Source organism: Pseudomonas sp. RIT357 (assembly GCF_000632245.1).
In the GTDB taxonomy this organism is placed as follows: Bacteria; Pseudomonadota; Gammaproteobacteria; order Pseudomonadales; family Pseudomonadaceae; genus Aquipseudomonas; species Aquipseudomonas sivasensis.
In genome coordinates this window covers 187,880-209,007 of sequence record NZ_JFYX01000034.1, presented here as the reverse complement: position 1 = coordinate 209,007, position 21,128 = coordinate 187,880, and the positions used below count along the sequence as shown (strand labels likewise).

The following is a 21,128-nucleotide window of genomic DNA, read 5'->3' as shown; positions in this document are numbered from 1 at the left end:
CTCTTGTAGGGGGCGTTCATCAGGTGGATGACTCGGCCAGCAGGCACTGCGCGACGGCCGTCAAGCGCGCGCACAACACACGGATCTGCGTGGTGGCATGGCTGTCCAACGGGCCATCGTAGAGGGTGTTTTCCCATGTCTGACAGGCGTTGGACAACAGCCCGGCGCGCACGCTGGCCAGCGCGCCGTTGAGGCTGTGCAGGCGTTGGCGCACCCGATCGGAGTCGCCGGCGTCCAGGCCCTGTTCGATGAGTTGCACGTCGACCAGCAGGGTCTCGCCCATCAGTTTGCGCATGGACGGCGACAGCTCGATCCAGCCTTCCCGGTCGCGGTCCGGCGCCGGTGTCGTCAGGGCCGTGGCGCGCCTGCAGTGCGCCATCAACGCCTGGCGCAACATGCTCAGGCTCAGCGGTTTGACCACCCAGGCATTCATGCCCACCGCGAGGCAGCGTTCGCCTTCCTCGCGCAACGCATTGGCGGTGACGCCGATAATCGGCACCTGCACGCCCTGTTCGCGCAAGGCGCGGGCCAGGTCGTAACCATTGAGGCGCGGCATGTTGATGTCGGTGATCACCAGATCAAAAGGCTGCGAGCCCCAGATCTGCAACGCATGCTCGCCGTCCCGCGCCACGGTGGCCTGGGCCCCGAGCGCTTCGAGCTGCTCCTGCAATACTGCCTGGCTGACCGGGTTGTCTTCGGCCACCAGCACCCGCACGTTCAGGCACGGCGCATCCAGACAGGGCGAGGCCAGCGCCGGGCTGGTGGCTGAGGGCACGGGAGTGAGAATCGGCAAGGTAATGAACAGCGAAAAACTGCTGCCAAGGCCCGGTTCGCTGACCACGCGCATGCTGCCGCCCATCAATTCACTGAGACGCGAGCAGATCGACAGCCCAAGGCCCGCGCCATTGCCATCCTGGCCGCCAGCCACTTGGTAGAACGGTTTGAAGAGCTGTTCCACGGCCTTTTCCGGAATGCCCACGCCGGTGTCGGTGACTTGCCACTGCAAGGCGACTTCCTGCTCGAACAGCTGTTGCACGGTGAGGCGCAAACGCACGCGGCCGGAGTCGGTGAACTTGATCGCATTGCCCAACAGGTTGTGCAGGATCTGCCGAATGCGCCCGGCATCGCCGCGCAGTTGCTGCGGCACCTGCGGGTCGATCTCGGCGTCGATCTGCAAGCCTTTGTTGCGCGCCGTGGCGGTGAACGCCAGCACCGACTCGTCCACCAGTTGATGGGGGTCGAAGGCAACCGCCTCCACCGCCATTTGCCCGGACTCGATCTTCGACACGTCGAGCACGTTGCTGATCAACTGGAACAGCACAGTGGACGAGCCCTGGATGATTTCCAGGTACTGACGCTGGCGCTCGCTCATGTCGGTCAGCGCCATCAGCTCCAGATTGCCCAGCACGCCATATAAGGGTGTGCGGATCTCATGGCTCATGGTCGCGAGGAACACCGTCTTGGCCTCGTTGGCGGCGGTGGCTTCCTGACGGGCCTGGTTCAGTAATTGGGCTTCGTCCACATGCCGCGTGATGTCGTTGCAGCCGCAAAGAAATACGTCGTCGCCCTCGTAGCGCGCGGCCACCACCACAACCTGCAAATAACGGCCGTCCACCGCCAGGCACATTTCGCCGGGGGTGTCGGCGCCGTCGTTGGCCTTGAGTACCGCCAGCAAGGAAGCAGTGCCGCCCAATTGCAGGGCGCGCTGGTTCTCCAGCAGCAGTTGCGTGTCGCTGCGCCGCACCACGCACAGCCCGGCCGGGGCGTTGTGGAGCATGATGCGGTTGAACGCTTCGCTCTCGAACAGCCGCTCCTGAGCGCGCTGCGCCGGGCTGACGATGCGCGTCTTGTACCAATGATTGATCCACCAGCCGAGCAGCATGGCGGCGAGGAACGTGAGGCCGAGACCGAGCAGCGGCCATTTGGCGTAGCGCAGGAAGTCCTGATAGGTGATGGCGTACAAGCCGGTCCAGCGTTCACCGCCCGCGCTGGTCATCTTGAAGCGCAAGCCCTGGCGGCTGAAGCTCAAGCCCATGGGCGCCATCTGTTCGTCGCCGAGGCTGCCGAGCAACACGTCGCCCTCGGGCGCGATCAGGGTGAACTGGTTGTAGACCGACAGTCGCAACACCCGCTCGAACTCATCGACCTGGGACGTATCCACCACCGCCGCCAAGGCCAGCAAGCCCTGGCCTTGAGCAGCCGGCAACACAGCGCCGGGCACATCAAGACCGATCATGGCGACCACGCTGCGGCTGTCGTGATACAGCTGCGACGGCGCGCGCATCCAGCGCACGCGGCTGTCATTGAGCAAGGCGGCCTGGCGCTGTTGCAATTCATGCAAGCGCCCGACCACCTCGCGGTACTGTCCGGGCAACAACGGCTGATGCTGGCGTAGGCCGCCAATGCCGGGCACAGCTAGGCTGGTGAGGTTGTCAGGCGTGAGCACGAACAGCTGTGGCGATGCATAAAACGAGCTGGCCCAATAGCCGCCATAGTAGTCGGTCAATTGCACGCCAAATGCCAGCGCGCGCCGTGTGTCATCCGCCGATAAGCCGGGATCATGGGACAAGGTGAACGGCAGCGAGAGCGCAAACCCCTTAGCCTGCAACACCACCTGCCCAGCGTCGCGCTGCACCTCCACCACCGACGTCGATTGCACCGCCGGCAACGGCGGCGAGTTGCGCTGGCTGTAACCGCTGGCCACATTGCGCAGAAACGCCTCATGCTCGTGAATGATTTCCACCACACGGGCAAAGTGAAACTGGATCTTTTCCTGTTCGGCTTCCAACAAACGCGACACTGCCCAATAGCAACTGCTGGACAGCAGCAAGGCGAGCCCGGTGAGCAACAACAGGGCTTTGTTCAGGCGTTGAGAGCTTTGCGCCAGCTTGTCCAGGCGCAGACTTGCATGTTTCATCGTCAGTACCGCGAAAAGCCTGGAATCAGGACGTAGGGTCTATGCTTCATCCGGCATTGACCGATAACACCCGGCTGACCGGATGACCCTTCCTCTGGGCTTCTTGACTGTGTGACCCCGGCCGTTCAGATAAGTGCTGGCGCAGGGCCATCTTCGATCAACAGCGCGCTGAATTTTTCGGCAGCGACGCCGTGGGAAATCAAGAAGCCTTGCACCTGGTCGCAGCGAAAACGCCTCAGCACCGCCAGCTCAGCCTGGGTTTCGGCGCCTTCGGCGATGGTCGTCAGGCCGAGTTTGCGGCCCAGTTCGATGATGCTTTGCAAGGCCGACGCCAGGTGTTCGTTGTCTGCACAACCGTGCACCAGTGAGCGGTCGATCTTGACCTCGTTGAACGGCGTAGACACCAGGTTGAAGTAAGAACTGAAGCCCTTGCCAAAATCATCCTGGGCCAGACCGAAGCCCATCAGGCGCAGGCGACATGCTCCAGCGTAGTAGTTGCTGGCCAACTGTGTGGTGGAGCTTTCCATCAGTTCGAAGGTGATTTGCCGGGGCTCCGCGTCGCGCTGCAGCACTTGGGCCAGCAAGCGATCGACCAGGTCGCACTGGTCGAGCAGATGGGTTGGCAGGTTGATCGACACCGGCAGCCGGTAGCCGAGCTGCGCCCACTGGGCCTGGGCGGTCAGGGTCTGGGCGAGGATGCAGGACAGCAGTTGGGTTTCCAGGCCCTGGCGTTCGATCTCGCCGAGAAACTCGGCGGGCATCAGCAGGCCCTCCTGCGGGTGGACCCAGCGAGCCAGGGCTTCGGCGCCGACAATACGCCCGTCGTGCAGGGATTTCTTGGGCTGGAACCAGGCCTGGATCTCACCGTTGGTCAATGCGCGGGCCAGGGTGTCCCGCGCCAGGTTGACGCCGCGATGGCAACACGGCGTGCGCGCCTGTTCGGCCAGCCGGTCGAGGCAATCGCGCAGGCTGCGCACCTGCGGATCGCTGATCGGTTTGGACAGTAATCCAGCCACCGTCAGGCCCAGGTTGCCCGCGACCTCCCCGGCCCCCACCAGCATGCGCCGCGAAGCCACACTCATCAGCGCCAACGCGGGCGGCGCCTGCAGGCCGGCCAGTTGCTGGATCAGTTGCACACCGTCCATCCCCGGCATCATCAGGTCGCTGAGCAACAGGTCGTAATGCTGGCTGGCCAGGCGCTGCAACGCGGTGGCGCCATCCCAGACCGCGTCGACGTCAAACCCGCCGATGGCCTGGAACACGTTGATCAGGTACTCATGCTGAAAGGGATGGTCTTCCACGATGAGCACGCGATAGGCACTCAAGGCTCGCTCCTTTGAAAGCGCTGCAGGCACTGATAGAGCGCGCGCAGGGTAAACGGCTTGACCAGGCAGTGGTCCATGCCGGCGCTGAGGCAACGCTCGGCTTCGTCGAGCATCGCGTTGGCCGTAGCGCCGATGATCGGCAGCGAACAGCCCAAGCGGCGAAGTTGTTCGGTGAGTTCGTAGCCGTTCATGCGCGGCATGTTGACGTCGGTGAGGACCATGTCGAACGGGCGTTCGCCCCACAACGACAGCGCTTCGATACCGTCGCCGGCGAGCACCACGGTGCAGCCGAGTTCTTCCAACTGATCGCGCAGGATCAATTGGTTGATCAGGTTGTCTTCAGCCACCAGCAGACGCAGGTTCAGGCTGACCTCGGCGGGCGCCTCGCGGGGGATGGGCGACAGGTGTTCCTCGATGCCCTGGGCGCGGCTGACGGCACGATTGAGCGCGTGCAGGTTGTTCAAGCCGATCTGCCAACACGCGCCCGGTCCCAGCGAGACGCCATGCTCATCAGCCGACGCAACTACCCGTGGGCCCGACCAGCGAAGCCGCGCAGCATCGACCGCGCCAGGATAAAGCTCGACCAGCACCGCGCCGGGGTCAGTGGCGACGGATTCGGGCACGCCCAATTGCGCCCGCGCACCCCAGCGCCGCAACCAGCCCCCGATGCTCTCGGCCAGTTCGCGTACCGGTGACACCACATAGACCCGCTCGCCCAACAACGGCAAGGCCCAGGGCTGATCGTCGGTGACCTGCTCCAACGGCAAGTTGAAGGTAAAACTGCTGCCCAGGCCCGGCTCGCTGACCACACGCAACGTGCCGTTCATCAAGTGCACCAGGCGCTTGCAGATCGACAGCCCGAGCCCGCTGCCCGCCACCACATTGGCGTTGCCGCTGGCCTGGAAGAACGGCTCGAACAAATCGGGCTGGTCGTGCGCCGCAATGCCTTTGCCGGTGTCGACCACCTGCCACTGCAACATGCTGCGCTCGCCCTCACGGCTTTCCAGGCGTAAACGCAGGACGATGCGCCCGCTCTCGGTGAATTTGAGCGCGTTGTTGAGCAGGTTGTTGAGGATCTGCCGAATCCGTGTGACATCGCCGCGCACGCGTTCGGGGGTGTGCGGGTCGAGGCAACTGAACAATTGCAGGCCCTTGCTCTGGGCGGCACCGGCATAGCCTTGAATCACTTCCTGCACCAGTTCCAGCGGAGAAAACACCGTGAGTTCCAGGGACAACTGCCCGGCTTCGATCTTGGAGACATCCAACACGTCGCAGATCAATTGCAGCAGGTTCGCGGAGGAACCTTCGATGGCATTCAAGTAGCCGCGCTGCTGGTTGTTGAGCTCGGTGCGGGCAAGCAACTCCAAGGTGGCCAGCACGCCATACAACGGCGTGCGGATCTCGTGGCTCATGGTTGCGAGGAACAGGGTCTTGGCCTCGTTGGCCGCATCCGCCAGGGTTCGCGCCTGCTCCAGCGCCAACTCGACCTGTTTGCGCTCGCTGATGTCGCTGAAGGCACAGATCAACACTTCTTCACGTTGGTAACGGGTAGGTGCAAAGCTCAGGAACAGGTGGCGACCATCGGCCATCTGCAACTCGTCGGTGCTGCCGTGTTCGGCGTCATGGAAGGCACGGCGAACCCAGTCGAGACACAGTTGCCGGCGCTCCTGGCCCTTGCCCAGCCATTGGCGCGACAACGGGTTTTCCAGCACCACTTCGCCGTCACTGCGCCGCAGCACGCACAAGGCCACCGGGGCGATCCGAATGACGGCGCTACTGAACGCTTCGCTCTCCACCAACGCTTCGATGCGATTGGCCGCCGGGATGATCAGGCGCTGGTCGATGCGCCGGACCAGGCGCACCATCAGCAGGCTCGCCAGCGCGCACAGCAGCAAGCAGACCAGCAACGGCAGCGCCAGGCTGGGCAACAGCGAGCTCAACTCCAGGCTGTAGACGATCTGCCAGTGCGAATAGCCCAAGTGCTTGCGGATCGCCAGGCGGTCGGGCAACCAGCGGCTGCCTTCCCAGCCGAAACTGGCGGTGGAGTGATACTGGCGCAACACCTGCGCCGCCGCCGGTTGATGGGGCGCGCTGCTGAAAATCAGTTGGCCCGCACCGTCGAGCAACATGAAGTCGCCGGCCTTCTCATGCTGCAAGGCGTTGATCAGGTCCGGTCCGTCTACCTCTAATCCAAGCCAGCCCGATGAAGGACTGCGCTCGTCCAGGCGCGTAAAAATGTACAGCGATGAATCCAGGCGACTCTGCTCGGTCAGCCACAACTCATCGCTGACCGACACCTTGCCGGTATCCACCGCCATCAAGCGCTTCAACACCGATTCCGGTACGGCCCCCGGCGCTTCGCCCACGGTAAACAGGCGCTCGACCAGCGGCGTGGCACGCTGCGGCACGTAAATCAGGTTGACCTGGTTGGCCTGCAAGTAATCGAGCATGCGTCGGGTCAGCCACAGGCTCCAGATATTGCCTGCTTCACCGAGGGTGATATGCACTTCTTCGGCCGGCACTTCATTGAGGTTGCCCACGGGCGGCGTCTTATGGCTGACGGTGGACAGGCCGAGGCTCTTCAACAGCGTCTGGCGGCTGACGAAAAAACTCTGTGCGTCGGAAATCGCCTCGTTCATATAACTGCGCCGCAGCGAAATTTCCTCGCTGAATGCCGCACGCAGATAACTGTAAGCCCCCACATAAACGCCGAGCACCAACGCAACGGCAAACAAACGCAACAACTTGCGGGCTGCCTTGGGCGTCGAGAAGGTTGAATCGAGGGGTTGCAGGAAATGTTTGAGTTTCATCGCCCAAAGGTTAGGGATGAGCAGGAGCCGGGTGAATAAGACGGATCTCAAAGGCCGGCGCCGTGATGGGATGGAACTCAGGCGTAATCCGCTGTTCTAGACTCCTTCGTGGCCGCCTCGTTAGGATCGGCGGCTCGTCTTTCCCTCCTGCACAGAGCGATCCATGTCTATCCAGCAAACACCCGGGCACGTATTGCCCGCGCGCAGCGCCGCCAAAATGGAAGCCGCCATGGCCGTGGGCGCTTTCGCGATCGGTACCGGAGAATTCGCGATCATGGGCCTGATGCCCGACATCGCCCAGAACCTGGGGTTGAGCGAACCTCAGGTCGGCCACGCCATCAGCGCCTATGCGCTGGGCGTGATGGTCGGCGCGCCGCTGCTGGCGATCCTCGGCGCCAAGCTGCTGCGCAAACATATGTTGTTGCTGTTGATGGGCTTGTACGCGCTGGGCAACTTCGCCACGGCATTCACGCCCACCTTCGGTTCGCTGGTGGCGTTCCGCTTTATCAGTGGCCTGCCCCACGGCGCCTATTTCGGCATCGCTGCCGTAGTCGCCTCCAGCATGGTGCCGAACGACAAACGCGCCGGAGCCGTCGCCCGCGTCATGATGGGCCTGACCTTGGCCATGCTGCTCGGCAACCCCATCGCCACCTTCCTCGGCCAACACCTGGGCTGGCGCTCGGCGTTCGCGCTGGTCAGCGTGATTGCGCTGTGCACCATCGCCCTCGTCTGGCAATTCGTGCCGCACCGCCATGACGAAGAACGCAGCGACCCACGCAAGGAACTGCGTGCCTTCACCAAACCCCAGGTGTGGATGGCACTGTCCATCGGCGCAATCGGGTTTGCCGGGATGTTCTGCGTGTTCAGCTACCTGGCACCGACCATGCTCGAAGTGACCAAAGTCTCGCCACAGTGGATTCCCTTTGGCCTCGCCGCGTTTGGCGTGGGCGGGATCATCGGCAATATCGCCGGCGGCAAGCTGTTTGATCGCATGCAGTTTCGCGCGGTGGGTTGGATCCTGGTGTGGTCGATTGGCGTATTGCTGTTCTTTCCGTTCGCAGCTGCATCGCTGTGGGGCGTGCTGCTGAGCATGGGCCTGGTCGGCACCATGGTGGCGTTGGCTGCACCGTTGCAGATCCGCCTGATGGACATTGCCCACGAAGCGCCAAGCCTGGCGGCAGCGTCCAACCATGCGGCATTCAACCTGGCGAACGCGCTGGGCCCGTGGTTTGGCGGCATGGCGATCACGGCCGGGTTGGGCTGGACCAGCACCGGCTATATCGGCGCAGTCACAGCGTTGGCCGGATTGGGGATCTATCTGATTGCACGACGGATGAAAGGCGGGGAATAAACGAATAGAACTCCTTGAAATCAGGCATCAACGCCAGAAAACGCTCAGAAAACCCTACGTGAAAAATATTTCACTTCCAGACAGGTTACGTTCAGGTTGGATCCAATAGATCGTGCATGTAACATGTCTGTAATACTTTTCCGAATGACAAGGATGTGTTTTGAGCTTTCCCGATAGAAATGTGCTTGAGAATTTTCCCGCAACGCTCAATCACGGCAACGCGACGGTGTTCACCACACACACCAGCGACGACGGAGTCCACCAAGCGATTCAGGACCTGATCGACACTCGCCATCAACTCAAAAACCGCATCAGCGCGCCGTTGAAAGGCATGGAGAACGATCTGTTCGCCAAGTCCCAGCCGTTGGACAGCCTGCGTCCTAAACTGCGCGTCACCTTCGGACGCTCCAAACGCGACGGCACATTCGACTGGCCCGTTGAGGAAGTCATCAACACCCTGGGCGCGCAGAAGCGCGGCGCACCGGTCGCCGGACTGCGTGGTTTCGGTTACAGAAAATCTGCGCTTGGCCTAATCCAGGAATTCTTCATCTTCACCGAGATGCTCGACGGCTACCTCAGCGGCCTGGAATGGCTCAAGCAGGAACGCGGCGTCGTGAGCCTGATCACCGCGTCATTCAAACTGCTGCGCGCCCTGCACAGCAAACACATCATCCACATGGACTTCTGGGCCAACAATGTGATGGTCGACCCGCAGCACCCCACGTGCGCCAAGGCGATTGACCTGGAGAACTGCTTCCTCACCCAGACTGACTACCTCACCGAAGTGCTGGCCTTTCAATTCGGCTTCTATTATCGACGCGAGGTCTTCCGCTTTGTGATCGAGCAGGATTACGACCGCATGGTGATGGAAGAACTGGTCAACTATCCCGGTGTCGACCGTGCGCGTTTTGACGAGATGTACACACTCAGCAAGCACGAAAACATCAGCCGCCGGGCACGGCGTGAGATTTTCCATAAAGGCACTGTCGAAGTGGGCTGACGCAGCCCTGCCTGTAGTAGCGGGCTTGCACAGGGCCGGGCGAGAAAGTGCGGGAAATTTCCTGAGGGATTTAGCGGTCTGAGCTGCACAGCCGCCTCAATCTGTATTTACTGAATTCCCAACTCTGTCGAAGGGCCCACTGTGAAATTCATTTGTGCACTCACGCTTCTATTGCTCGCACAGGCTGCCTATGCGGCCGAGTCCCCCGCGAACCCTGATCCCTACGGCGGCCCTGATAAACGCCCAGAGAACAGTGAAAATGTCACAACGTACTTGAACGAAGATGGCTCCTCCACTACCTCGGCAGTGATGGTTTATGGCGATGGCCATAAGGAACACTGCATTATCCAAATGGCACCGCCTGCAGCGACACATCGGCTACCGAAAGTCACCAGCAAGACGTGTACGAGGATTCGCTCGTACTTTAAATAGCGGGCGCAGGGAGGAAGCCGCGATTTCCATGCGTACGTTACCAAGTCTCCAAGTACGTAGTATCCTTAAAATTAAATATCCCCCCTCGATCACTGACCATGCACAAAACCCAGTCGTTTTTACCCAACAAAATTGGTCGAGATTTTATAGTCGGTGACGTCCACGGGCACTTCAAGCTATTAGAGCTTCTTTTAAAAAAAGTGGACTTCAATGAACGCATAGATCGAATCTTCTCTGTGGGCGACCTCATTGACAGAGGACCCGACTCCATCGATGCCGTGGTCTGGCTACAGAAGCCCTGGTTTCACGCCGTGAGAGGCAACCATGAACAGATGGTTATCGACTGTGTTTCTGGCAATGGCGACATTGCCAGGCATTCGCGCAACGGTGGAGCATGGCTCTACAAACTATCAACTCAATTTCAACAGACCCTGTCTGACGCCTTAAAAGATCTTCCTCTAATAATAGAGGTTGAATTAACAGATGGTCGAAAAATTGGGATTGTGCACGCAGAGACCCCGCTGACGCATAACAATGACACCTGGCAGAGTGCAAAAGACGCTATTACGGGTCAGTTTGGCGAAGTCCATCAACGCCTAGCGTTAGAAAAAGCACTGTACGCCAGAACAAAAATCGAAAGCCTCGATGAAGCTTTAACTCAAGGTATTGATCAAGTTTATGTCGGCCATTCAACTGTATCCTCCCTTACCTATTTGGGAAATACGATCTACATAGATACAGGCTGCTCCTTTGACGACGGAGCGTTAACCCTCATAGAACTAACAACTCAGACGGCTACAAACGTTTCCATGCAAGCAATGCAATAAAGAGACGCCAGGGTCAGGCCACGATATCCGACACAATCATTGATTGAGGATCCTCACCGTGTACCCTGTCGCTTGAGACGGTGAAGAGCGCAAAACACCCCTGATACATCCCTGATAAACTAGGCCACTCGCCTCGTTGACTCAGATTCCCAATGTCCCTACAAACAGCTCCACTCTCCCGCCGCTTCTCCGTTGCCCCGATGATGGATTGGACCGACCGCCACTGCCGGTTCTTCCTGCGCCTGCTCTCCAAACACGCCCTGCTCTACACCGAAATGGTCACCACTGGGGCGATCCTCCATGGCGACCATGAGCGTTTCCTGCGTCACAGCGAGGCCGAGCACCCCCTTGCTCTGCAATTGGGCGGTAGCGTTCCGGCGGATCTGGCGGCCTGCGCGCGCATGGCCGAGGCCGCTGGTTACGACGAAGTGAACTTGAACGTCGGCTGCCCCAGCGATCGGGTGCAGAACAATATGATTGGCGCAATCCTGATGGCTCATCCGGCGCTGGTGGCCGATTGTGTGAAGGCGATGCGTGATGCGGTGTCGATTCCGGTGACGGTGAAACACCGTATCGGGATCAATGGCCGGGACAGTTATGCGCAGTTGTGTGATTTCGTCGGGACGGTGAAGGAAGCCGGTTGCACCAGTTTCACCGTGCATGCGCGGATTGCGATTCTGGAGGGGTTATCGCCTAAGGAGAATCGGGACATTCCGCCCTTGCGCTATGACGTGGCGGCGCAGTTGAAGCAGGACTTCCCTGAGTTGGAGATTGTGCTCAACGGGGGCATCAAGACGCTGGAGCAGTGCCATGAGCACTTGCAGACGTTTGATGGCGTGATGTTGGGGCGGGAGGCTTATCACAATCCGTATTTGCTGGCGGAGGTGGATCAGCAGTTGTTTGGCAGTGCACAGCCAGTGATCAGTCGAGCGGACGCGTTGGCGCAGTTGCGGCCTTACATTGCTGAGCATTTGGCCGGTGGCGGGACGATGCATCATATTACGCGGCATGTGCTGGGACTGGGCACTGGGTTCCCCGGGGCACGCAAGTTCAGGCAGTTGCTGTCGGTGGATATTCATAAGGCCGCGGATCCGTTGGCATTGTTGGATCAGGCTGGGGCTTTGTTGGAAGGGCGTTGATTGGGTGGCTTCCAGGGGAGTCCGTTGATTATTGGCTGAGCTGGCACACCGTCATCGGGCAGTTGGGTTGAACCTGCTGGCGAATTTGCCCTCCTATTTAGCACCACGGCCGGTCATTCAAACGGCTGTTTTCAGGTTGTTGCCCTCGCAAACGATCGAACGCATTTGCGCCCTTGAGCGCCTCTCGGCGCTCGGGTAATGTCATCAGACCCATAGGACAGAGCACGCTCATGACTTCCAAGCTGGAACAACTCAAGCAATTCACCACTGTCGTAGCCGATACCGGCGATTTTTCCACCCTCGCCAAGCTCAAGCCGCAGGATGCAACCACCAACCCTTCCCTACTGCTCAAGGCCGCGTCGATTCCGGGCTATGCCAAGCTGCTGGATGAGTGCGTGCAGGACTGCAACGGTGATGTGGGCCTGGCCAGCGACCGTTTTGCGGTCGCGGTGGGGCAAGAGATTCTTAAAGTTGTGCCGGGCCGCATTTCCACCGAAGTGGATGCCCGCCTGTCGTTCGACGAGGCCGCCATTCTCAAGCGTGCGCACCGTCTGATCGACCTGTACGAAAAAGCCGGCGTTGGCCGCGACCGTGTATTGGTCAAGATCGCCTCTACCTGGGAAGGCATCCGCGCGGCAGAGAAGCTGGAGAAAGAAGGGATCCAGACCAACCTGACACTGTTGTTCTCCTTTGCCCAGGCTGTGGCGTGTGCTGAGGCTGGGGTATTCCTGATTTCGCCGTTCGTGGGCCGCATATACGATTGGTACAAGAAGGCCAACGGTAACGACTACACCGGCTCCGATGATCCGGGCGTGCAGTCGGTTACGCGCATCTACAACTACTACAAGGCTAATGGTTATAAAACGGTAGTGATGGGTGCGAGCTTCCGTAACCTGAGCCAGATTGAAGAATTGGCCGGGTGTGATCGCCTGACCATCAGCCCGGACCTGCTGGAGAAGCTGGCGGCGGATGAAGGCAAGCTGGAGCGTAAGCTGTCGCCTGGCCATGCCGGTGAAGCGCGAGTGCATATGACTGAAGCGCAGTTCCGTTGGGAGTCCAACGAAGATGCGATGGCGACTGAGAAGCTGGCGGAGGGCATTCGTCAGTTTGCCCGTGACCAGGAAAAACTTGAGGCGCTGTTGTCCGCCAAGCTGTAAACAGCGGGGACGGCAAAAAGGGCGGTACCTGTGAGGGTACCGCCCTTTTTTTGTGTCTCAAACCGATCTCAGCTCAACTGCGGGAGCGGCTGCTCCTGATAGCGGTGAGTCAGTTGTGAATGTACTGACTGACACTGCGCTATCGGGGCTCCTCCGACATTTGGAATGTGTTCGACAGAAGGATCAGTGACGCTCGAGGGCGTTGACGAGGTCGTGAAACGCTTCGCGATTGGACTCATTGAGGCCCATCAGGATCTTGTGCGCTTCCAGCACCTTCACCCGCACCATTTCTTCGGACTGATCCTGAGACGGCAGGTCGGTAAGACATTCCGGGCAAGGAATCGGACGATCAACGATGTTGAACACCTGATCAAAGCCCATGGACTGCAGCAGCCGGGTGATGTCTTCGTGGGTGGTGACGACGGTCGGCAACAGGCCAACCTTCTGCCGAGACAGAATGGACAACTTGGCTAATAGCCCAAGGGTGGTGCTGTCAATGCTGCGAGTTTCAGTCAGATCGATCACGATCGCCGAGAAGTTCAGCGCAGTGAAGATCCGCTCAATCGTCGCATCCAGCGCCGAACATAAGGTCAGGCGCACTTCACCGACAAACTTCAGGACGAAGGTCCCGTCTTGCTCAGCGAATTGGATTCTTCCGGTACTCATCAAAGATTCCTGCTCAACACCAATAGGGCGATATCATCCGGCATCTCCCCTAGCGTGGCCAATCCAAAAACCTGCCGCAGGCCATCCAGGCTGCCGCCAGCTGCCTTGACCCGTTGGGGCAAGGCGGCTTCTTTCTCTTTGAGTGTAGGCTCTGGAAGAAGGTCCAGGATGCCATCGGACATCAGCGTCAGGCTGAAGGTCGGCGGCAGTTCCAAAATGTGGTCTTCGTAAGTGGCTTCATTGAACAAGCCGACGGGCAGACCACGCCCTTCCAGGTAACGCACACTGTCTGGAGTGTATAAAACAGGCATCGGCAGGTGACCGCCAATGCTGTAGGTCAAAAGACCGGTTTCTTCATCGATCACGCCGCCTACCATCGTCACGTGCTTGCCCAGCTTGCAGCTGATCAGGCCTCGGTTGATGTGGCCCAGCACCTCGGAGGGAGTGAATTCCGGCAAGGTGCCATTGCGCTTGGATTCAAACAACAGCCGTGTGGTCATGAACTTCAACAACACGGTGACAAAAGCAGAGGAAGCACCGTGGCCCGAAACGTCGGCCAGATAGAACGCCACACGTCGCTCATCCACACGGAAGTAGTCGACAAAATCACCCGACAGGTACAGCGAAGGGATGATTTGGTGCGCAAACTTGAACTCGTCGATGGTCCATGGGCTGACCGGCAGCATGTTCATCTGTACCTGGCGACCGGCGTTCTGGTCTTCCTGGAGCAGGTTCAGGCTGGCTTCGAGCTCGCGATTGGCGGTTTCGAGCTTTTCGCGGTAACGCTGGTTCTCGACCAGTAGACGTGCACGATCCAGCGCGCGGCGCACTGAGTGCTCCAGCACCGCAAGGTCTTCCAGGGGTTTGATCAGGTAGTCGGCGGCGCCCAGGCGCAAGGCCTCAACGGCGTCGTTCATCACGCCGGCACCGGACACAACAATCACCGGAGTCTGCGGGGCAAGCTCAGTCACCTGGCGAATCAGCTCCAGGCCGCCCATCTGGGGCATGCGCAAGTCGCAGATCACGAGGTCGGGCTGGTCGCGCTCGAATACCTGGAGACCCTGTTGGCCATTACTGGCCTGCAGGACGCTGAAGCCACTGTCTTCCAAATAGGCCGCGAGACTCGCGCGCACTACTTCGTCGTCATCGATTATCAGCAGCGTGGCACTGGTTTTTTGCATGTGGGCAAACGGCGCCAGAATTAGGTTGGCGTAGGCAACTCGGCAATGGCCGGGGTCACACTACTGGATTCGCTTTCTAGCCTCTCTGTCCTACAAAAGCGTAGGCGTTTTGCCCACGCACAACTGTAAAGCAGAGGTGCCCTTCTAAGGCGCAGACGGTACTCCCATCCGCCAGGTGTTTCAAGCTCATGCCGATGGTCGCCAGGCGTCTTTACATCGCAAATCACCGGGAGTTATAAGAACAGCCACGACCACAACACAAAGTAAGGATGGAACCCATGAGCGAACACGAGCGCGACTACGCCGAGAAACGCGATTTCATCCGCATGCGAGTGGATGCCGATGTGTCTTTGATCCACGAAGGCCAAGAGATTGCCGGGGTTTGCGTGGATCTTTCCAGCTCCGGAATGCAAGTGCAGGCACCGCGCCAGTTCAACGTAGGAGACCTGCTGAGCGTGCGGATTGATTCAGAACATCCGGCCCTTAAAGGCCTGGAGGCAGATACCAAAGTGGTGTGGGCCAAAACGGAGGGCAATGATCAGCAATTGGGCCTCAGCATCCTGAAAATGCGCTGAAACCCGCGCACAAAAAAGGCGATCACTCAGGATCGCCTTTTTTCATTTCAAACGATCACCTCTTAAAAGTCGTCGACGACCTTGCCATCTTTGACCTTGAACTCACGGTTCTGCAGGTAGGCGTTACGAATGAAGGTGTATTTGTCGCCGGTGATCAGCTTCTCACTGTCGAGCAAGCTGGCACGGGCGTCGACGATGCCAAGGCCCATGACGCTGTTACGCAGGGACACATCATCCATATAGCGATAAGGCTGGGTGTAGCTGTCGACGTACTTGGACGGCGCATCACGCAGGGTGCTTGGACCCAGCAGAGGGATCATCACGTACGGACCGCTGCCAACGCCCCAGTAGCCGAGTGTCTGGCCGAAGTCTTCATCGCTGCGTTGCAGCCCCATTTTGGTGCCTACGTCGATGAAGCCCAGCACACCGAACGTGGTGTTAACCAGCAAACGGGCAGTATCGACACCTGCATTGTGAGGTTTGAGCTGCAACACATTGTTGGCCAGGTTGCCGACGTCGCCGATGTTGCGGAAGAAGTTGTGGATACCGTCTTCAACAAATTGCGGAGTGATCCATTGATAGCCTTGGGCCAATGGCTTGAGGGCATAGGTATCAACAGTGTCGTTGAAGGTAAAGATCGGGCGGTTGACGCTTTCCCATGGATCATCTTCCGACGCAGCTTGCACAGCGAACGGGGCCAGCAGAACGGTGGCACACACCGACAGCTGAGCGAAGTAGTGGCTCCAGCGCATAGCTTTTGCTCCTTGAATGGTCTGTCATGGGCGCTATGCCCTGAATAAGGTAGCCAGTATATGACGGAAGTGCCCAATTAGGCAGCCGCCGGGAAAACTCATACCGCAAATGGACAAAATTCCTACAATTGAGCCAACTGTCATCGGACTGTCATCCTGCCTCGATAGCGTCACAGCTATTTCAGGGATGTCGACATGCCTCAAGCCGAGATTGCAATCACCAGCGCACCCGCCTTGACCGCCGTGCTGTTTGGCCTGAGTGGCTGCCTAGTGGATTTTGGCTCACAGGCGCGCACCGACTCTCCTTCCCCGGATTCACAAGCCACGCCGGGCGCCCTGAAAATCCTGCGCAACCTCAAAGAGCTGGGCGTGCCCTGCGCTTGGCTGGATGAGCTGCCGCCTGCGGTGACCACTCCTTTGGCCGCCACCTTGCCCACCTGGCTCAAAGCAGCCTCGCCCTCCTCCATCCGCTGGCCCGCCCCCCACGCGTGCTGGCAAGCGCTGATGGAATTGAATATCGAACGCCTTGAAGGCTGCGTCCTGGTCAGCGGCGAGCCGCGCTTGTTGCAATCGGGACTTAACGCCGGGCTGTGGACCATCGGCCTGGCCTCTTGCGGTTCGCTGTGTGGCTTAGCGCCCGAGCAATGGCAGGCACTGAGCGACAAGGAACGCGAACACAAGCGCGGCAAGGCCACCGTGACGCTGTATGGGCTGGGAGTGCATTCTGTGATCGATCACTTAGGCGAACTCGGCACCTGCCTGGCAGACATCAGCCGGCGCCAGCTCAAAGGCGAGAAGCCCTGATCGAGATCATGCACAGTCGGCGCCGGTGGATTAATCTACAGTTCATCCCGTAGACCTTTCTCAGCGTGCCGTGGTCTATGCCAGTGCCTATCGATAAAAGGAAGAACGTCATGCCTGATCGCAAAAAACTGGAAGAACAGGTCAATATCCTGCGCGGGCAATTGGAGCAGGAGCCACCGCTATCGGAAGAAAAACGTGAAGCGCTGGAAGGGTTGATTGCCAAATTCGAAGTGCAACTTGAATTGGAACCGGCCACCCAGACACCGAGCATCGCCGATGATGTGAACCGTGCAGTGGAAGGTTTTGAACTGGATCACCCGGGCATTGCCGGGACACTGCGCAATATCGTGATCACCCTGGGCAACATCGGCATTTAACCCGAACCCAAGCCAGACACAGAACCAGAATGTGGGAGGGGGCTTGCCCCCGATTGCGGAGCGTCAGTCACCGAACCTGTGCCTGAACCTCTGCTATCGGGAGCAAGCCCCCTCCCACATTTGTTTTACTGGCGGGCCAGGCGCACGTTCTGGAACGCCACATCCTCGGTACTGCGATAAGGGTTGATATCCAGCCCGCCGCGCCGCACATACCGTGCATACACCGTCAATTTCTCCGGCTTCAGCAGGCGCTGCAGGTCGAGGAAGATGCGCTCCACACACTGCTCATGGAAGTCCGAGTGCTGGCGAAAGCTCACGATGTACTCCAACAGGCTGGCGTGATCCAACGCGTGACCACGGTACTCCACCACCACGCTGCCCCAGTCCGGCTGACTGGTAACCGGGCAATTGGACTTGAGCAGGTGGCTGTGCACGCTCTCCTCGACAATCCGCGAGTCGTCACAACGCAACAACTCAGGACGCGGATGTTCGTAGCTGCTGACGTTGATATCCAGATCGTCAATGCATACGCCCGGCAATGCCATCACACCCTCGGCCTCGATCTCTGCAAGCCTGCGGATGCGTACGGTCACTGGTTTACCGGCGGCGGCACTCAGGTCATCGCGCAGTGTCGACTCAAGGCTTTGCGTATCGGCAAAGGCGGTCTGGTTCAGCGAGTTGAGGTACAGCTTGAATGACTTGGACTCGATGATATTCGGCGAGTCGGCCGGGATACTGAACTCACCAATGGCCACCACCGGCTTGCCCGACGGCAACAGCCAGGACAGTTCGAAGCAGTTCCAGAAATCCACGCCCTTGTAAGGCAGGGTCTCGGCACTCAGGCCCAGCTCGGCCCACTTGGCGGCGCGAGGAATCGGGAACAGCAACGAAGGCGTGTACGTGGAGATGTATTCACTGGACTTGCCCAGCGGCGAATGTTCGGCTGCGGGATGCATGGCGGAAACCTGGCTAAATAAACCGCGCCAGTCTACCAGCCTTTGCCCCCGCCCTTAAGAAACGCCTTACTCAACGGTCAGCTTGCCGACCATGCCTGCCTGGTAATGCCCGGGCAGGTTACAGGCGAACTCCAGACCGGTGGCCTGGGTGAATGTCCACGTCAGCTCAGCAGTTTTACCGGGCTCGACCAGCACACTGTTCGGGTCATCGTGCTTCATTGCACCATGGCCCATGGCGCTGTGGTCCATCTTGCCCATGCCGGTGGACGTGAGCATGCCGCTGGCCTGCATCTGCAACATTTCCTTCTGATGCGCCGCGTGCATCGCCGCGTCACCGAGGTTGAATTCATGCAGCAACTGGCCCTTGTTGACCAGCACGAAGCGCACCGTCTCACCGGCTTTTACGTCCAGGGACTTGGGCGCAAAGGCAATATCCTGCAGCGTCACTTCTACGGTGCGCGTGGCCTTGTCAGCCGCTGCTGGTTGACCAAATGCATAGCTGTGGGATGCATCAGCCATTGCATTGAAACTCAACGCCAACAGGCAACCCGCCAACAACTGGGGTGTACGCAACGTCATCTCTCTTCTCCAAAATGTATAACCGGCTTGAGCCGCACTCTAAGATTACGCCGCTGCCAGCCAACTGACTGCTAGATTACAACTTTGTCAGGTTGCGCCCCGCACCTGGTCCCCACGGTATAAAGCCCCCTCGCCACCCGTTGCCAAGAGCTACCCCATGAAATTGCTGATCGTCGAAGACCAACCGAAAACCGGCCACTATCTGCGTCAAGGCCTGGCCGAGGCTGGCTTTACCACCGAACTGGTGGCCGACGGCACCAGCGGCCAGCACCTGGCGCTGACCGGCGATTATGACCTGCTGATCCTGGATGTAATGCTGCCCGGTCGCGACGGTTGGCAAATCCTGCAAGCGGTGCGCAGTGCCGGTCTGGAGATCCCGGTGCTATTTCTGACCGCCCGGGATGCCGTAGAGGACCGCGTGCATGGCCTGGAATTGGGCGCCGACGATTACCTGATCAAACCCTTCGCCTTCTCCGAATTGCTGGCGCGGGTGCGCAGCCTGTTGCGCCGTGGCAGCAGTACGCCCCAGGAAACCGCCCTGCAAGTGGCCGACCTGCGTTTGGACCTGATCCGCCGCCGCGTCGAGCGCGACGGCCAACGTATCGACCTGACCGCCAAGGAGTTTTCTCTACTGGAACTGCTGCTGCGCCGCCAGGGCGAAGTGCTGCCCAAAACGCTGATCGCCTCCCAGGTGTGGGACATGAATTTCGACAGCGACACCAACATCATCGAAGTAGCGATCCGCCGCCTACGCCTCAAAGTCGATGACAACTTCCCTAATAAGCTGATCCACACCGTTCGCGGCATGGGCTATGTGCTGGAGGAGCGGTGCAATTGATCAAGCGCCTGTCCCTCGCCAGCCGCCTGGCACTATTGTTTGCGGCTTGTACGGCAGTGGTGTCGCTGATTGCAGGCGTGCTGTTCAACCAAGCCAGTGAGGCGCACTTTGTCGAGTTGGACCAGCAGCAACTCGACAGCAAACTTGTGGCGTTGCGCAGCACCTTGCAGGGCGTCGACTCACCTCAAGCGTTCAACCAACGCGAGGCGCAACTGCGCGTCGAACTCAATCGACAGCCCGACCTTGCACTGCGCATCACTTCAGCCGGCCAGCGCTGGCTGGACGATGCGTCGAACGTCGCCCTGCCCACCGCGCCCGGCCTGCATAGCCTACAAAATGCCGGCACCGATTACCGCGTCTACAATGCGCCACTGAACGCTGGCCAAGCTGACTCACCGCAACTGAGCCTGATACTCGACATCACCCACCACCAGCACTTCCTGCAACGCATGCAGCGTTTGATCTGGCTCACCGTTGGCCTCTCTGCCCTCGCCACCGCGCTGCTGGGTGCCTGGGCCGCACGCAGCGGCTTGCGCCCATTGCGGCGCATGGGCGAAGTGGCTGCCAGCGTATCGGCCCACTCCTTGACCCAGCGCCTGCCTCAGCAACACATGCCGGCGGAACTGGCTGAACTGGCCCAGGCCTTCAACGCCATGCTGGGACGATTGGACGACGCGTTCCAACGCCTGTCGGCCTTCTCCGCCGACATTGCCCATGAACTGCGCACGCCGCTGTCGAACCTGCTGACCCAGACCCAAGTCATCCTCACCCAGCCACGCCCGCTGGAGGATTACCGCGAGGCGCTGCACAGTAATTTGGAAGAGCTGCAATGGATGGCCCAACTGGTCAACGACATGCTGTACCTGGCCAAGGCGGACCACGGTTTGCTGATGCCCAAGCGTGAGCCATTGGCCCTGGCCGATGAAGTGGAGGCGTTGCTGGAGTTCTTTGCGTTGCTGGCCGAGGACGCGCACGTATCGCTGGTACGAGAAGGCAGCGCTCATACAGCCGGGGATCGCGGCATGTTGCGCCGGGCTTTGTCGAACTTGCTGGATAACGCCCTCAGGTTCACCCCGGCAGGCGGCGAAGTGCGGGTAAGAATAACCGAAGGCGCAATGGGCGTGACGCTAGCGGTGGAGAACACCGGTGAAGGCATCCCCGGGACGTTGCTACCGAGGCTGTTTGATCGGTTCTATCGGGCCGACCCGGCGCGCCATGAAGGCAGCAGCGAACATGCGGGGCTGGGGCTGGCGATTACCCAGTCGATCGTGCGCGCCCATGGGGGGAGGATTTTTTGTGAGTCCGGGGCTGGATGGACGCGGTTTGTGATTGAGCTGCCAGCTGTAGATTGATGCAAGCTGCACCGACCCTATCGGGGGCAAGCCCCCTCCCACACTTTGATCTATGAATACCTCAAATGTGGGAGGGCGCTTGCCCCCGAT

Annotated in this window: 18 protein-coding genes; 10 read left to right on the top strand and 8 right to left on the bottom strand. The window is 59.7% G+C overall.

Annotation, left to right across the window (positions count from 1 at the left end):
- Positions 1 to 19: 19 nt before the first annotated feature.
- The 3 genes from BW43_RS08885 to BW43_RS08895 all read right to left on the bottom strand — a co-directional run bounded on the left by BW43_RS08885 (position 20) and on the right by BW43_RS08895 (position 7,052).
- On the bottom strand, positions 20 to 2,917 hold the full coding sequence (locus tag BW43_RS08885; RefSeq protein ID WP_032888853.1) for an ATP-binding protein: 2,898 nt from the start codon (positions 2,915 to 2,917) through the stop codon (positions 20 to 22).
- 125 nt (positions 2,918 to 3,042) lie between these two features.
- Positions 3,043 to 4,242 carry an EAL domain-containing protein gene (locus BW43_RS08890; RefSeq protein ID WP_032888851.1) on the bottom strand — a complete coding sequence of 400 codons (1,200 nt, stop codon included), beginning with the start codon at positions 4,240 to 4,242 and terminating at the stop codon, positions 3,043 to 3,045.
- Positions 4,239 to 7,052: an ATP-binding protein gene (locus tag BW43_RS08895; protein ID WP_032888849.1), complete on the bottom strand. Its 2,814-nt coding sequence runs from the start codon at positions 7,050 to 7,052 to the stop codon at positions 4,239 to 4,241. The genes BW43_RS08890 and BW43_RS08895 overlap by 4 nt, the downstream gene beginning before the upstream one ends.
- A gap of 163 nt (positions 7,053 to 7,215) precedes the next feature.
- On the opposite strand from BW43_RS08895, the gene BW43_RS08900 reads away from it, so the two are divergent.
- The 5 genes from BW43_RS08900 (at position 7,216) to tal (ending at position 12,958) form a co-directional block, all read left to right on the top strand.
- A complete protein-coding gene (locus BW43_RS08900) occupies positions 7,216 to 8,403 on the top strand; it encodes an MFS transporter (RefSeq protein ID WP_032888847.1) in 1,188 nt (395 codons plus the stop codon).
- A gap of 160 nt (positions 8,404 to 8,563) precedes the next feature.
- Positions 8,564 to 9,403 carry a lipopolysaccharide kinase InaA family protein gene (locus BW43_RS08905; RefSeq protein ID WP_032888845.1) on the top strand — a complete coding sequence of 280 codons (840 nt, stop codon included), beginning with the start codon at positions 8,564 to 8,566 and terminating at the stop codon, positions 9,401 to 9,403.
- A 530-nt stretch (positions 9,404 to 9,933) separates the two neighbouring features.
- Complete coding sequence (locus tag BW43_RS08910; protein ID WP_032888844.1) at positions 9,934 to 10,662, top strand: metallophosphoesterase; 729 nt, start codon at positions 9,934 to 9,936, stop codon at positions 10,660 to 10,662.
- A 152-nt stretch (positions 10,663 to 10,814) separates the two neighbouring features.
- The gene (gene dusA, locus BW43_RS08915) at positions 10,815 to 11,801 is read left to right on the top strand and encodes a tRNA dihydrouridine(20/20a) synthase DusA (protein WP_032888842.1); all 987 of its coding nucleotides are present in this window, start codon (positions 10,815 to 10,817) and stop codon (positions 11,799 to 11,801) included.
- Positions 11,802 to 12,031: 230 nt separating this feature from the next.
- Positions 12,032 to 12,958: a transaldolase gene (tal, locus tag BW43_RS08920; protein ID WP_032888840.1), complete on the top strand. Its 927-nt coding sequence runs from the start codon at positions 12,032 to 12,034 to the stop codon at positions 12,956 to 12,958.
- A 183-nt stretch (positions 12,959 to 13,141) separates the two neighbouring features.
- Here the strand turns inward: tal and rssC are convergent, their stop codons facing one another.
- Both rssC and rssB read right to left on the bottom strand, forming a co-directional pair.
- Positions 13,142 to 13,624: an anti-sigma factor antagonist RssC gene (gene rssC / locus BW43_RS08925; RefSeq protein ID WP_032888838.1), complete on the bottom strand. Its 483-nt coding sequence runs from the start codon at positions 13,622 to 13,624 to the stop codon at positions 13,142 to 13,144.
- Positions 13,624 to 14,805, bottom strand: a complete 1,182-nt coding sequence (gene rssB / locus BW43_RS08930) for a two-component system response regulator RssB (RefSeq protein ID WP_032888836.1) — start codon at positions 14,803 to 14,805, stop codon at positions 13,624 to 13,626. Before rssB ends, rssC begins: the two co-directional genes overlap by 1 nt.
- Positions 14,806 to 15,083: 278 nt before the next feature.
- On the opposite strand from rssB, the gene BW43_RS08935 reads away from it, so the two are divergent.
- Positions 15,084 to 15,380, top strand: coding sequence for a PilZ domain-containing protein (locus BW43_RS08935; protein ID WP_032888834.1), 297 nt, complete (start codon positions 15,084 to 15,086; stop codon positions 15,378 to 15,380).
- A gap of 62 nt (positions 15,381 to 15,442) precedes the next feature.
- Here BW43_RS08935 and BW43_RS08940 read toward each other — a convergent pair whose 3' ends face one another.
- A complete protein-coding gene (locus tag BW43_RS08940; protein ID WP_032888832.1) occupies positions 15,443 to 16,132 on the bottom strand; it encodes a VacJ family lipoprotein in 690 nt (229 codons plus the stop codon).
- A gap of 195 nt (positions 16,133 to 16,327) precedes the next feature.
- On the opposite strand from BW43_RS08940, the gene BW43_RS08945 reads away from it, so the two are divergent.
- Both BW43_RS08945 and BW43_RS08950 read left to right on the top strand, forming a co-directional pair.
- Positions 16,328 to 16,936: a hypothetical protein gene (locus BW43_RS08945; protein WP_032888830.1), complete on the top strand. Its 609-nt coding sequence runs from the start codon at positions 16,328 to 16,330 to the stop codon at positions 16,934 to 16,936.
- Positions 16,937 to 17,046: 110 nt separating this feature from the next.
- Positions 17,047 to 17,313 (top strand): DUF4404 family protein, encoded by a 267-nt coding sequence (locus tag BW43_RS08950; RefSeq protein ID WP_032888829.1) that lies wholly within the window; start codon positions 17,047 to 17,049, stop codon positions 17,311 to 17,313.
- 125 nt (positions 17,314 to 17,438) lie between these two features.
- Here BW43_RS08950 and queF read toward each other — a convergent pair whose 3' ends face one another.
- Together queF and BW43_RS08960 are read right to left on the bottom strand one after the other, a co-directional pair.
- Entirely contained in the window at positions 17,439 to 18,269 is an 831-nt protein-coding gene (gene queF, locus BW43_RS08955) for an NADPH-dependent 7-cyano-7-deazaguanine reductase QueF (RefSeq protein ID WP_032888827.1), read from the bottom strand.
- Positions 18,270 to 18,335: 66 nt separating this feature from the next.
- A complete protein-coding gene (locus tag BW43_RS08960; protein WP_032888825.1) occupies positions 18,336 to 18,848 on the bottom strand; it encodes a plastocyanin/azurin family copper-binding protein in 513 nt (170 codons plus the stop codon).
- Positions 18,849 to 19,005: 157 nt separating this feature from the next.
- Between BW43_RS08960 and BW43_RS08965 the strand changes: the two genes are divergently transcribed.
- Both BW43_RS08965 and BW43_RS08970 read left to right on the top strand, forming a co-directional pair.
- Complete coding sequence (locus BW43_RS08965) at positions 19,006 to 19,686, top strand: heavy metal response regulator transcription factor (protein ID WP_032888823.1); 681 nt, start codon at positions 19,006 to 19,008, stop codon at positions 19,684 to 19,686.
- Positions 19,683 to 21,038 (top strand): heavy metal sensor histidine kinase, encoded by a 1,356-nt coding sequence (locus tag BW43_RS08970; RefSeq protein WP_032889276.1) that lies wholly within the window; start codon positions 19,683 to 19,685, stop codon positions 21,036 to 21,038. The genes BW43_RS08965 and BW43_RS08970 overlap by 4 nt, the downstream gene beginning before the upstream one ends.
- The last annotated feature ends 90 nt before the right edge of the window (positions 21,039 to 21,128 follow it).

Bases quoted from the DNA above. Each gene is read 5' to 3' on its own strand.
- BW43_RS08885 (WP_032888853.1), bottom strand. From the start codon at position 2,917: ATGAAACATGCAAGTCTGCGCCTGGACAAGCTGGCGCAAAGCTCTCAA.
- BW43_RS08895 (WP_032888849.1), bottom strand. From the start codon at position 7,052: ATGAAACTCAAACATTTCCTGCAACCCCTCGATTCAACCTTCTCGACG.
- BW43_RS08900 (WP_032888847.1), top strand. From the start codon at position 7,216: ATGTCTATCCAGCAAACACCCGGGCACGTATTGCCCGCGCGCAGCGCC.
- BW43_RS08910 (WP_032888844.1), top strand. From the start codon at position 9,934: ATGCACAAAACCCAGTCGTTTTTACCCAACAAAATTGGTCGAGATTTT.
- dusA (WP_032888842.1), top strand. From the start codon at position 10,815: ATGTCCCTACAAACAGCTCCACTCTCCCGCCGCTTCTCCGTTGCCCCG.
- tal (WP_032888840.1), top strand. From the start codon at position 12,032: ATGACTTCCAAGCTGGAACAACTCAAGCAATTCACCACTGTCGTAGCC.
- rssC (WP_032888838.1), bottom strand. From the start codon at position 13,624: ATGAGTACCGGAAGAATCCAATTCGCTGAGCAAGACGGGACCTTCGTC.
- rssB (WP_032888836.1), bottom strand. From the start codon at position 14,805: ATGCAAAAAACCAGTGCCACGCTGCTGATAATCGATGACGACGAAGTA.
- BW43_RS08935 (WP_032888834.1), top strand. From the start codon at position 15,084: ATGAGCGAACACGAGCGCGACTACGCCGAGAAACGCGATTTCATCCGC.
- BW43_RS08940 (WP_032888832.1), bottom strand. From the start codon at position 16,132: ATGCGCTGGAGCCACTACTTCGCTCAGCTGTCGGTGTGTGCCACCGTT.
- BW43_RS08945 (WP_032888830.1), top strand. From the start codon at position 16,328: ATGCCTCAAGCCGAGATTGCAATCACCAGCGCACCCGCCTTGACCGCC.
- BW43_RS08950 (WP_032888829.1), top strand. From the start codon at position 17,047: ATGCCTGATCGCAAAAAACTGGAAGAACAGGTCAATATCCTGCGCGGG.
- queF (WP_032888827.1), bottom strand. From the start codon at position 18,269: ATGCATCCCGCAGCCGAACATTCGCCGCTGGGCAAGTCCAGTGAATAC.
- BW43_RS08960 (WP_032888825.1), bottom strand. From the start codon at position 18,848: ATGACGTTGCGTACACCCCAGTTGTTGGCGGGTTGCCTGTTGGCGTTG.
- BW43_RS08965 (WP_032888823.1), top strand. From the start codon at position 19,006: ATGAAATTGCTGATCGTCGAAGACCAACCGAAAACCGGCCACTATCTG.